General features: G+C 51.9%; 10 protein-coding genes. 6 read left to right on the plus strand and 4 right to left on the minus strand.

Annotation, left to right across the window (positions count from 1 at the left end):
* Nucleotides 1-195: 195 nt before the first annotated feature.
* Nucleotides 196-1593 carry a membrane-bound lytic murein transglycosylase MltF gene (mltF, locus tag ABEA08_RS17510; protein WP_345336720.1) on the plus strand — a complete coding sequence of 466 codons (1398 nt, stop codon included), beginning with the start codon at nucleotides 196-198 and terminating at the stop codon, nucleotides 1591-1593.
* 345 nt (nucleotides 1594-1938) lie between these two features.
* Here mltF and tadA read toward each other — a convergent pair whose 3' ends face one another.
* Nucleotides 1939-2451, minus strand: a complete 513-nt coding sequence (gene tadA / locus ABEA08_RS17515) for a tRNA adenosine(34) deaminase TadA (protein ID WP_345336671.1) — start codon at nucleotides 2449-2451, stop codon at nucleotides 1939-1941.
* Nucleotides 2452-2731: 280 nt separating this feature from the next.
* Here tadA and ABEA08_RS17520 point away from each other — a divergent pair, with 280 nt between their 5' ends.
* From ABEA08_RS17520 to ABEA08_RS17540, 5 genes are all read left to right on the plus strand, one after another.
* The gene (locus ABEA08_RS17520; protein WP_345336672.1) at nucleotides 2732-3523 is read left to right on the plus strand and encodes an ETEC_3214 domain-containing protein; all 792 of its coding nucleotides are present in this window, start codon (nucleotides 2732-2734) and stop codon (nucleotides 3521-3523) included.
* 21 nt (nucleotides 3524-3544) lie between these two features.
* Nucleotides 3545-4486, plus strand: a complete 942-nt coding sequence (locus ABEA08_RS17525; RefSeq protein ID WP_345336673.1) for a hypothetical protein — start codon at nucleotides 3545-3547, stop codon at nucleotides 4484-4486.
* Between the two features lie 57 nt (nucleotides 4487-4543).
* Nucleotides 4544-5545: a hypothetical protein gene (locus ABEA08_RS17530; RefSeq protein WP_345336674.1), complete on the plus strand. Its 1002-nt coding sequence runs from the start codon at nucleotides 4544-4546 to the stop codon at nucleotides 5543-5545.
* 85 nt (nucleotides 5546-5630) lie between these two features.
* Complete coding sequence (locus tag ABEA08_RS17535) at nucleotides 5631-6206, plus strand: LPP20 family lipoprotein (protein ID WP_345336675.1); 576 nt, start codon at nucleotides 5631-5633, stop codon at nucleotides 6204-6206.
* Nucleotides 6207-6219: 13 nt separating this feature from the next.
* Nucleotides 6220-7680: a transglycosylase SLT domain-containing protein gene (locus tag ABEA08_RS17540; protein WP_345336676.1), complete on the plus strand. Its 1461-nt coding sequence runs from the start codon at nucleotides 6220-6222 to the stop codon at nucleotides 7678-7680.
* Between the two features lie 292 nt (nucleotides 7681-7972).
* On the opposite strand, the gene ABEA08_RS17545 is transcribed toward ABEA08_RS17540, so the two are convergent.
* From ABEA08_RS17545 to punR, 3 genes are all read right to left on the minus strand, one after another.
* Nucleotides 7973-10216 (minus strand): caspase family protein, encoded by a 2244-nt coding sequence (locus ABEA08_RS17545; RefSeq protein WP_345336677.1) that lies wholly within the window; start codon nucleotides 10214-10216, stop codon nucleotides 7973-7975.
* A gap of 10 nt (nucleotides 10217-10226) precedes the next feature.
* Complete coding sequence (locus ABEA08_RS17550) at nucleotides 10227-11549, minus strand: hypothetical protein (protein WP_345336678.1); 1323 nt, start codon at nucleotides 11547-11549, stop codon at nucleotides 10227-10229.
* Nucleotides 11550-11750: 201 nt separating this feature from the next.
* Complete coding sequence (gene punR, locus ABEA08_RS17555; protein WP_345336679.1) at nucleotides 11751-12656, minus strand: DNA-binding transcriptional activator PunR; 906 nt, start codon at nucleotides 12654-12656, stop codon at nucleotides 11751-11753.
* Nucleotides 12657-12784 lie beyond the last annotated feature (128 nt).

The following is a 12784-nucleotide window of genomic DNA, read 5'->3' on the forward strand; positions in this document are numbered from 1 at the left end:
AGGGTATTATTATTCCCCTTTATTGTTCGATGCTGATATCCATGTCCCCAAAAACAGGACCTGAAACGTTCAGACATTGACCAGGGGATTTAGAGGTGGCGGTATTATAAGGAAAAGTCTTTGGCAAAGCACCCCTACGAGGTACGAATGACAGGGAGACTGCGGGCTCAGCAAAAGGAAAAAATGCGATCTTTATTGCAAAGTTTTGCTTACGCCCATTTGGGACTCACCCTTACCGCCTGTGTCGAGTTTGAACAAAACTCACCCCCCTCTCGTCCTGAGCTACCCGAGGTGTTAGTGGTTGGCACCCTCAGCAGTCCAAGCAGTTACCAGATCAGAGGCCAAGGCCCCGTCGGCTTTGATTATGAATTGGCACAGGAGTTTGGCGATTACCTCCAGCGCCGGGTCAAAGTAACACCTTACAGCTCCATGGAAACACTGTTTCAAGCAATGGACGCCGGTGAGGTCGATCTGATGGCAGCAGCCCTCACTCGTACACCGTTGCGACAGCAATTTTGGCACTTTGGCCCCCCTCTTTATGATGTCACCCCGAAACTGATCTACCGCCATGATCGCCCCAAACCAGTCGATCTCGGTGATGTCACCCTCAGCTTGGTGGTCGTGAAAGGGTCAAGCCATGCTGAACTGCTACATCAAGCTAAGAGCCTCGACTACCCCAACCTTGAATGGGGCGAAACCGTCGAATATGACAGCGATGAGCTGGCCGCGATGGTGGCCCAAGGTCAACTCGATTACACCTTGATCGACTCCACTCACCTGGCCCTTAATCAAAGATACCATCCTACGCTTAGGGCCGCGTTTGACGTTGGCCCCCCGCTGCCCGTGGCTTGGGCACTCCCAAAACAACGCCATGATCCCCTGTTCAGTGCCTTGCTGGACTTCTGGGACAGCGAAGTCAAATCCGGTCGTCTCAAGCGCCTAGAAGAAAAGTACTTCGGTCATGTTCAACGCTTCGATTTTGTCGATACCCGCGCCTTTATCCGAGCCGTAGCGACAGAGCTACCGCGCTATCAAGCCTTATTTCAGCAATATGCCGGTGAACTCGATTGGCGTAAATTAGCAGCCGTGAGTTACCAAGAATCCCACTGGGATCCCAATGCCCGCTCTCCGACCGGCGTAAGGGGGTTGATGATGTTGACCCAGTCCACGGCCAAACGCATGGGGATCAGTAACCGGCTGGATCCAGAGCAAAGCATCCGCGGAGGTTCCGCTTATCTCCAACAATTAATCACTCGATTACCTCCCAACATTCCGGAGGACGAAGCCATGTGGTTTGCCCTCGCAGCCTACAACATCGGCTTAGGTCATCTCGAAGACGCCCGAGTGATCACCCAACGTCACGGCAAAGACCCCAACAACTGGGGAGACGTGAAACAACACTTACCCTTACTGCGTCAACGAAAGCACTACGAACGAACCAAATACGGCTTCGCCCGGGGCGACGAAGCCGCACACTATGTCGCGAACATTCGGCGTTATTACGACACCCTACTCTGGCTCGACCAACAAATTTCCCCGGCCGAAGAGACAGCAGGTACCGCAACAGTTGGTGACACAGATCTCAGTCCATAAAGAAAGCAACCTGCCTGCCTCTCAATTCTGAACCGGCACGTGATAACCGGCACCGTTTATGGTATTTACTTGTCTTGACAATGAGATAGCACAAGCGCAAGGTGAATACATGGGAACAGAAGTGGCATCTTCGTTTTGTCATATCCGTGACATGGGGAAGTCACTCTTTCAACCCACAATCACAGTAAGAATGAATAGGAACAGCTAGAAGAGTAAGGGAGGTCACACTATGGCCAAAGGTAGTCGTCGCAACAAGGCACTGAGCAGCAATCTAAGTCGTCGCCGCCAGTGTCGAAAACGCACCCACATGCGCGTTGTTCATCGAAGTAAGATGTTTACCCAGATTCACAATGATGAACTGGCACCGTCCGAAGCCAGTTTTTGAGCCTTCTTTAAGGCTTTCTTCTCCGCCCTGCGCCGCCGAAAAAACGCGCTTAACTGCTCCGCGCAGGGCTCAGCCAACACGCCACCAACCACTTCCGGCCAGTGATTGAGTTTCGGGTGATCCAACAAATTCATCACGCTGCCCGCCGCACCGGTTTTGAGATCGGACGCGCCAAACACCACTCGCCCGACACGGGCATGCACCAACGCCCCCGCGCACATAGGGCACGGCTCCAGCGTCACGTATAAGGTCGTGTCCAGCATCCGGTAATTTTCCAGCTTTGGACCCGCCAAGCGCAAACATTGCATCTCAGCGTGAGCTGATGGGTCATGATCAATAATGGAGCGATTGTAACCCTCAGCCAACACCTCATCACCGCGCACCAACACCGCACCAACGGGCACCTCACCGATGGCCTCCGCCATAGATGCAAGCTCCATCGCCCGCACCATCCACTTTTCATCTTGTTGCATCAGATCATTCCACAGCCGACAGGGCCAATAATGCATGTATCAAAACGTCCTAGGGTATCGAAAAAACACCACAGTGTTTAGTGCTAATCCTTACCAGTCAAGCTACAACCAATGACAAGAACCTACCGGAACAACAGGATCTAATTCTGAAAGCCCCCAACCTATCGATATGGACGCATTTTTCACCTAACCACTGCAACACCTAAAAACACCCGCTCATGTTTACTTTTGAGCGCTCTCCGATTATCTTTCACTAAAGGTTTTTCATACCTAAGATCTCATGGACGAGAATAGAAATAGTCAAAGCCCGATGACAGTGTCTCCGACGAGGCTGTCATGGCAATATGTAAAATCTGTTGGCCTATCCATTGTCGGATTGATGCTGGCTTTTGGTAGCTGGAGTGATACCAAGCAGCTTTCTATTTCACTCTATCACAGCGCAATTTCGAACTTTACACATAATGTCGAGCTAGCTCAACTTGATAAACTCGATGTTGGAAACTACCTTCCTTTTGCTGAATTAACATTTGGAACACCACAAGTAATTAAAACATCACGCCTTATTGAAGGTGTACAATTTAGATACCACAAGAACAACAAATACCTTCTTACCCTTATCGTTAAAAATGAAATTATTGAAGGGTATATTGTTGAGTCACTGATGATGTTCGAAAACTTGGGCTTACCCGGTCAATTTCAGCCACCAGTCCCCTTTTTAGAAGCTTTTCTTGGACAACAACCATTTGATAAATTTACCTTTCCTGATAATGGCTTATGGCTTGATACAGCCAACTTGGTTTATTTTATAGAACAACATCAAATGGGAGCTCCTGGGCTTTTCCTCAATGTTTTCCTTGGCTATATAGAGCATGAGCGTCATCATGACACGTCAGCTGAAATGCTAGTTAAACTCGACCAAGCACTCATCTATGACAACATGGAAGCAACTGAAACCAGCTTAAGTAACTTTCGCCGTCACCAAGTACCAAACCTTTATGCTGTCAGCAAGCATACAGGCTCAATTGTAGCGGAAGCATTGTTAACAAAGTACGAATTCAATACATATTTCTAATCTTTACATATATGGCTAAATATGCGCATCCTCATTTTCCTTATCTTTTTGGTATATCCGCTCTTTGCTTGCCATTCAGTTCAAGCGGCCCCCGCCTGGTTTGGTAACCCGCCCAATGACGATCCCACATCAATGCATGGTACAGGACAAGGCCACACTCCCCAAAGGGCTAATAGCCAAGCATTAAAAGCGATAGCCAGTCAACTAAAAATCACGATCTCAGCTCAAAGTGAAAGCCGAATAAATATCTATAATGGTCAACTCAGTGAAAGGCACCAGCAAATCATAAAAACAAAAGTCCCTCCCCTACCAATCGAAGGATATACCGAGGTTAAAACCATTAACCAAGGCGGTGTTTACTATGCTCACTTGAAGATCACTCGTGACAGGTTAGCACGAGGGCTGACTAATGAACTTCAACGGTTAGATACAAAGATCGCCAATCTCCGCTCGTTACCAGACAGCGACCTAAGTTTGCTTGCCATACTGGTTCAACATCACCAGTCACTACTTCAAGCCTCTCAACTGATCGACGTTATCGAACTCTTAGGCTATCAAACCCCTAGCGTTGACAATATTGACTGGGCGACAAATGAACTACCCAAGAGGCTCAGAGAAGCTTCCGTAGCGTTGATAATCAGTGGCGCGAGCGAAGACTTTCATTTATCCCTACAAAATTGGATCACTGATGCCGGGTTAGCTATTAATAGCGATTCGTCATTAGCCACGATCCATATCGAGATAAAACCCCATGATACTCGATACCTGTTCAGCCAGCATCACCGTAAAGTCGACGCCAACTTAAAAGTATACGATGCCAACGATTTAATTTTAACTGAAGCAATAAGTAAAACAGGAGTGTCGAGTCTAAACGGTGAACTGGCTAAGGTTTCTGCTGAATTACAGCTACTGAAGCAATTACAAGAGCATGACGTTTGGCACTTACTCACCTCTTCGATGTGAGCACAGGAACAATACTAACGGTTCCAATTTCAACACCATTTTCACAAGGAAGGTAATATGAAAAAACGTATCTCGCTATCAACCGCTGCCCTGACCATCGCCATGGTGTCTGGCTGCGTTTCAACTGGCCCCAGCAATACCAAGATCTCATCTTTGCCAGATATTCAGATGCAAGACGTCGAGAATATGCCCAGCAAATTGTTTTCCAACGAACAATACACTGTCATCGTCATGCCGACAGTTGTAGGCGCCTCCGGTGTCAATAAAGACGTCGTGCAACGACAATTCCAAATATCACTGGATAATATTCTGGCAGAGGCCGGAATTCAGACCATCGATCGCGACATGCATGAGCAACTCATTGACGAGCTACAACTAGCAGAGAGTGCAGGTCGCCTGAACTTTGAAGGCCCGATGATCGCTGACTTTGCCATCTACAGTAACGTCAGTACCGCAACGATCCGCCCCAAGTACTTAGACGGCCTTTCACCGCCTAACTGCGCCTATTACGGTGATATCCAGGGTCAGGTTCGCATTGTTGAATTACCCTCTATGCGCCACATTGCAACCACTGCAATGCATGGAACGCAAACAGAAACTCGACCAACTTTCGATCCAGCCTGCCCTATGACCCACACTTTGGTCGAATCCATGATGAATAACTCGTCCAACGACGCCCTACAATCTGCTAAGACGGAGCTACGCAATCACATGACGCCTAAGGGGCATGTGATCGCCCGCCGTGGAAACGACAGTCTGAATGTTTTCAAGGTCTCATTAGGGATCGCACGAGGCGCCAAGCCCGGTGAGAAAGTGGAGATCTTCCGAAATCGTATCAACCAGTACGACACCGGCGAGGTTGAGAGCGAAATCATTGTTGTTGCCGAAGGTAAGTTCACAGAATCCATTGACGGCCGAAGCTCATGGATAGAGCTCACCAATAGCAATAAGGCTGATTTGATCCTTCGAGGCGACATGGTTCGCATCGTTCATGAAGACTCCTTACTCGAAAGTGCAGACAAGAGTTGGAAAAACCTCAAAAAAACGCTTTCATTCTAATTTGTTGGCCAGCAGCCCTCATAACCAGAGGGCTGCCTGACTGGATGTACTTAATCAGCACTTCTCCCTCGTTAAGGATAATGTGATGCAGAAGACAATCTTTCTACCAATCATTTTTTCTGGCCTACTTTGGGGCTGCAGCAGCAATCAAGACACTGTACTGCAATGCACCTTCCCGGACGCGGCCGATCAGGCTGCGCCAGCTTGGGTCTGCGATGAAAGCCTCAAAGGCTACGCCCTGACCGGCGTCGGCTTTGCCAAGCAAAACCCAGCAGGTATTGGCTTTATGAAGGACGTTGCGTCCAACGATGCTCGGGTCAAAATGGCGCAAGCCTTCCGCACTCAGGTAGCCGCCGTGTTCCGTCAAAGTGTGAGCGTGACCGGCTCAGACGGCGATGACGCGACCGAAACCCTGATTGAATCCGCCTCCCGCAATGTTACAGAGCAGGCTCTGTCCGGAACCCGTGTCATCAAGTCTCGCACCAGCCCATCCGGCGCTATGTATGTGCTGATCGGCATGTCCGACGCGGACTACGAGCGCACGTTAAAAAACGCGATTAGTGTCAGCAAAACCAAAGACAGCGAATTGTGGCAGCGCTTTAAGGAAGAAAAAGCGATTGAGTCACTGGAAGCCTTAATGGGCCGCACCAATAAACTGTAACAAAGGAACCGCTATGGCACAGTTCACCCGCTTAGCATCGAGGCAGCACCTCTTAGCCAAATCCGTCGTAGCTGTTGCCGTCGCGGCATTCTCTTTGCCTTGCACTGCGTTGGCAGCCACCACGCCGCAAAGTGAATGGCAGGAATTCTTACAATACCGTCAGCAACAACTGTCGGAATTTGAGCAGTACCGCAACGCATACCTCAAAGCCTACGATGCCTACCGCAGCGAGATCCTAGCCCTTTGGGATGAAGCACCTGTTAGCGATGCGCATAACCTCGTGCAATACAGCGAAGATAAGACGCTGCGCAGCGAAATTGACTTTGCAAATGACGAGATCAGAATTTCTGTCATACATGCACCCGACAATGCACCCGATCAGGAACAGGTCCAACAGCAAATATCCGCCCTGCTCCAAGCCAAGATAGGAGAAGTTCAGCAAGCCGATCCCCTGCAACAAGCCGTTGAACTGGGGTCCATTCCATTGCCATCTGAGTTGGCGCAACAACCCCTGCTGCCAAGATTGGCTTCCGACACCAGTACTCAAATAGAGGCCGTCTCTGCGCGCTTAATGGAACAAGCGAAGCGTAATACACGGGTTCGAGACTATACCCAACAACGTATGCTGCAAATGCAACAGGAAGTCGATGACCAACAGCGCGCCGCTCTGCAAGAGTTAGAAAAACAGGAAGATCTCAAACAACTGGCTGAGCCACTCAGCCAGGATCTCGCCGCAACACGTTCGGGAGTCCCCCTTTTGCCCCCTGGCCCCTCGCTAGAAAGTAAAACCCAGGCATTAACCGAGCAGGGGAAAGAGCGCAAGGCCGCATTAGCCCAAGCGTATACTGAACAGCAAAGCGATCCCACGGAAAAGCAGATCACCACATTTCGGATCCAACTGCCCCAGCACAGTCTGCAGAAAAAGGCTCAGCCATTCCTCGGGATCGCCCATGCGCAATCCAATGAATGGGAGGTCCCGCTGGATCTGGTTTTAGCTATCATGCATGCCGAAAGCAGCTTTAATCCCTTAGCTCGCTCACATGTGCCCGCGTTTGGCCTGATGCAGATCGTGCCCTCCAGTGCGGGCAAGGACGTCCGTCAGCATTTTGAGCAAAGCCAGATCGCCCCAAAACCGGATGAGTTGTATCAGGCCGACTTTAATATTCGCTTTGGCAGTGCCTACCTCAATATCCTCGACAAACGCTACCTTAAAGGGATCACAGATCCAGAAAGCCGTCTGTACTGCGTCATTGCAGCATACAATACCGGCGCAGGGAATGTTGCCAAAGCCTTCAATACTGATCGTAGTCGTCGATTGAAAACCGCCTTGCCGAGGATCAATAGCATGTCTCCGACACAGGTGTACAAACACCTCGTGGAGCACCTGCCCTACGATGAAACCCGCAAATACCTGAAGAAAGTCAGCAAGTACCAGCAAAATTACGCTGAGATCAGCAAAGAGCTGGTGTTATGAATCGACAAAAAAACCGCTAGATAAAGGACGTATCGCGGCGTAATACCTGCCAATCAAGCAAAAGGGAGTCCAAACATGGCTCCCTTTTGGGTCAGTCATGCCTGAAACCTGCTCACCCAATTCAGCTCCATGCCCTTCAGTGGCCGAAATTACATATCGCGGCGCCCGTCTTCTTTGAGTATTGGTGTTGAACTTAACTTTGCCACAAACGCTCACTGCCAGTGACATGACCCTCCACAGGACCCCTCGTCGACAGGCTAAGTAACGTTAGCCCCCAAAGCATTACTCGGGGTTACAGGCGGAGCTGCTCCAACTGCCTCTGCGCCCATTGGCTCCCCTCTCGCGCTGCCTCTTGCAGCAACCGGGCCCCTAGCTTTCTATCACGAGTGACCCCATCACCGTTATAGAGAGCAATAGCATAGTACGCCTTGCCTTGAAGGTTACCCTGTTCATAAGCTTGCCGATAAAGCTCTGCGGCCTGCTGCTCATCTTGGTGGCCACCCTTACCCTTGCTGAGAAGATAGCCAAGTTCGACCGCCGCAGCGATATTGCCCTCGTTGATGGCCTTGCGGTACCACTGCCGTGCCTTACGGTCGTCGCTGCTAAAGCCGAGACCATGGTCATAATTAATCCCAAGAAAATACATGGCTTGTGCATCCCCCTCCTCGGCGGCCTGCAGATACAACTGATTGGCCCGATCCAGATCCTTGCTGACCCCTTGCCCTTTCTCATACATCACGCCCATTCGACGGATAGCAGAACTCTTACCTAGCGTCATGGCTCGGCGGAATAATCGCAGCGCTTCCGAATGATCTTGCTCGACACCTCTACCGTCAAGGTAACGCGTGCCCAAGTTTTCCATCGCCCAAGCGCTGCCCAGCTTCACCCCTGTTTGGTACCACTGCAGCGCAAGTTCATCGTCCTGCTCGACCCCTTTGCCAACAGAGTAGGCATAGCCCAACGCAGCGGCGGCATCGCCATGGCCCCGCTCAGCCACTTTACGAAACAACGCCACTGCGCGCGCTGGATCCGCTTCGATCCCCTCGCCGTCTCTGATCATTTTAGCCATGTCATACTGAGCGGAAAGATCTCCACGCTGCGCAGACTCCCTTTTCAGCGCCAACCCCTTGGCCAAGTTTATGCTAACTCCACGGCCCAAAAGGTAAGCGCTACCAAGGTTGGATAACGCAGTCGCCGATCCGGCGTCAATCGCCCTTTGGTACCAAGCGTTAGCTTTACCATAGTCCACCTCCACGCCATCACCATCGGTATAAATACCCGCGAGGTTATTCATCGCGCTCATGTGTCCTTGGTGTGCCGCCAACTCATAGTAATGCCGGGCCGTCTCATGATCCTCGTCAATATTCTTCAGCAGCACTGCGTACTGGTACTGAGAAGAGACGTGACCCAACTCCGCCAGCGGCCGAATTTTAGGCATCGCCTGAGTTGCCCAGTATCGGGCTTTCTCCATATCTTTGCCGAACCCGGTGGCCCGACCATGGGCCCACATTTTGGCCAACGAGGCCATAGCCGAAGGGTTACCCTGCTTAGCCGCCTGCTGATACAGCTTAAAGGCCGCAACCTCATCGTGGTTGTCGAAGTAGAGGTAGTCAGCCCGAACCAACAGTTCTCGCGCCATATCAGCTCCCAGCTCTCGTTGCAACATCGCCTTGGCCTTAGCCGCAAACCGTCCCTCTGGATGGCGCGCCAAGTACTTGTTAAGCATCAATTCAGAACCATCCTCTTGGGCCAGTTGCCAAAGCAACGCTTCGCCATCGGTAACCGCTTTCTGCGGCGCACCCGCCAGATAGACATCGCCGGTTAGGGCACTCGATTCCCAAGGGATCTGCTTGCCTCCTGAACCTTGACGAACATCGTTACGTACTCGCGTAAAGACCTGTTGCAGAGTCAGCCCCGAAGTACGGAGATAGTTGAGCAGGTGCCGCGTGTACAGACCATTTCGACCCTCGCCATCGGCCGCAACCGAGCCCGGCGCCGTCGAGAAGGCGATGATGGAGCCGACGGGCCCATCAATGCGTCGCAAGCCTCGACTGGCAGAACGAAACTCCGATTGGAACGGATTATTACGACAGGCGTCGAGGATTAAAATATTGGTGTGATTGCCCGCCGCATTCATTTTGCGCAACACCGCATTGACCGACACTCCCTCATCGGGGATCTCATCTTCCGCCTGGATATCCGAACCGACAGGGATAAGGAAGTTCTCGCCGTCTAATTGCATGCCGTGGCCCGCGTAATAGAATAGGCCGACATCATCCTCTGCTAGGTTATTACCAAACTGGCGGATCGCACCACGCAATTCAGATCGATCGAGATCGGACAACAAGGTTACTTGGAAATCCAGCTGCTTCAGCGCTTGTGCCATGTCCGTGGCATCATTGGCCGGGTTGGACAAAGGGGCATGACGATATTGGCCATTACCGATCACCAAAGCACGCCGTGCGGCCTCTACTGGCACTAGCATGCTGAACAGCAATACAGCGCTTAGCACCCAATTGACACTCCTTAGCTCCATCTTTCTCTCCTTAGAAATTCGCAGCTGAGGTAAAGCTCAGCACCGCTTCTGCCGTCAACACCTGGGGCTGCTCAGCCTGCCTGCGCTTCAAGCCTCGGGTTGCTCCGATCCCACCCTCTTGCAACAAACGGTGATAACCACTTTTGCCGTCATAACGGGTATTGGGTAGGGCATGCTCCAGTGAGTGGTTACTGGCGATCATCTGCAGCATTTCATAGCCGTAAGGGGCATCGACAGCGAACTCCCCGAGCAGTACCCATTTGTTTACCGAGCCGGGTCCGATGTAATACATAAAACGGTAAGGCCCGGGCTCGTCGGACAATTCCAGCAGATAGCTGTAACGGTCATTCCCATTTTGGCTATGCCCCACCAAATAGAAATATCCAGAGCGGTTGAGCTTCGCCATCACTTGTACCGTCTCTCCATCGACAAAACTGAGCGCCCGACTGCCCTTATTGGTCTGTAGATCCGCTTTGAGTTCCGGCGTATCCAAATAGCCTGCGAACAGCAGTTGATCCAGATCCAACGATGAGGGCTTATGCTCCAACCCCCGGTAGGCTGAAGGGAGCAGCAACACGCTAGTGGCCAAGATCACCTTGCCGGTGGCGACCTCTGTTAAGGTGTATAGCAGATCCAATCCTTCGCCGACTTCTTGGTATGCACCGGACAACTTCAGTCGGGCCTGAGCAGGATCACCTGTGGCTCGATCCCCCAGTGCAGTCGTCAGTTGGTGCTGAAATCGCCGCGAAAAAGGAGTGATCTGTTGCGACATGGACGGCAGCGGCGGAGTGACCAAGATATTATTCGCTTTATCCATTGCCTGGGCTAACGCCATTGCCGCGCGCGCCAACGATGGGTGACGATCGCCGTAGGCAGCCAAACGCGCTGCGATCTCTGCCCCCGTATCTGAGGGAGAGAACTTCACATTAGGATTGAGGGCCAGCAAAACGGTTCGCAAACGATTCAGCCGTTGCTGCGTGGTGAGCAACTGCTGCAAGTGGAGCAATTGAGCGTCACTGAGCTCATTGGCCAGGGATCGTAACCCCTCGCTCAGATCGTGCTCAAGCTGTTTTATCTGACTTCGGTAAGGCGCCTCAGCCTGCAGTGGATCCAGCCATCCTTGGCAATGATACCGCTGCGAGGATCCTTCAAGTCGGCACTCTTGCTCAACACCCAGCAGCGGTAGCTGGGAATGAGAGCGAGTATGCTGCTCAAACAGGTGCTCCCCAGAGGTGGACTGGAAGCCTTGGGTCTGTGACTCAACGCTAACAAACAGCTGCTTGCTCAGTCCAGCCAATACGCCCTGCTGGGCCTCTGATTGACACTCAACCAACGACGTAGCCGGTTTACAATTGACGACAGCTTCCGCCGTCCAAACATTGCCGTGGGCTGCTCCCCAAACCCAAAAGAGCAGGAGTGAAACTGCTAACCATCGAGCTTTCATTGACTCTCCATGTCAGATGGAACCATCCTCCATACTTACACTCGAAGGTGAATTTGAGAACCCCAGTAACGCAGAAAATTTCAGCAACCGTTACTCCGCTAACCAGTCCCGATTCAACTGGGCCTCATCTCCCAAATACACCAATAACCAATCGAGTAAGGCGTTATCCTGTTCCGGCTTGCGCCACGCTAGGCAGCATTCACAGGTGTTTTGCCCTCCTTCGAAATAGCGCTCTACCAACTGTCCAGACGCCAGCAGAGGTTTGGCTAGGTGGCGCGGTACATAACCGATCCCCAAGCCATCCTTGTAGCAGGTCAGCGCATTAGCCCAGTCCGGCACCACGATGCGGCGCTGATTGTCCAACAACCAGGTGTTCCGCTTTGCCAAAGTACGCGAGGTGTCCTCCAGACCGATCACTGGAAACGCCGCCAGCTTTTCACCGGTTAGTGTCGTCATGGTCGCAACCGGATGGTCGGGAGCCATCACTAACGCCCAATCCATCTGCCCCATATCCCTCGCGCCAAAGTCGCCCCCGACGGGCACCGCCGTCGTTGCCCCGATGGCGATATCCGCCCGACCATCCGCCAGCGCGTCCCAGACGCCGTTAAATACTTCCATCGAGATCACCAACTCCGCATCGTCAAACTCGGTATAGAAGTCATGGATTAACGCAGAGATCCGATCGGCCTTAACGATGTTATCCAGCGCCACCTTTAAGCTGCGCTGCCAGCCATTGGCCACTCGCTGGGTATGACGGCGCACCGACTCCATCTCCCGCAGCCATTGCCGCACTTGGATCAGAAAGTGCTCCCCCGCCGGAGTCAGGACCACTTTGCGCGCTTGGCGCTCAAACAGCACTACCCCCAGCTCCCGCTCGACTTGGCGCACCGAGTAACTGATGGCGGACGGCACCTTGTGCAGCACTCCTGCCGCGGCGCTGAAACTGCCTTGACGGGCCACCGTATCCAGCATCTGTAAGGTTGATTTTGCAAACATTTTTGTCGCAGCCTTATCTTTCAAAAATTTTGATAGGTATAGGCAAAATATAGCGTTTAACAGATAGTTTTGCAGCCAGTAAACTCGCCGCCCATTGAGAGGTGGGCTTTTGCGCCCGCCTAAGACTG

This window comes from Ferrimonas pelagia, assembly GCF_039543565.1.
Classification (GTDB): Bacteria; Pseudomonadota; Gammaproteobacteria; order Enterobacterales; family Shewanellaceae; genus Ferrimonas; species Ferrimonas pelagia.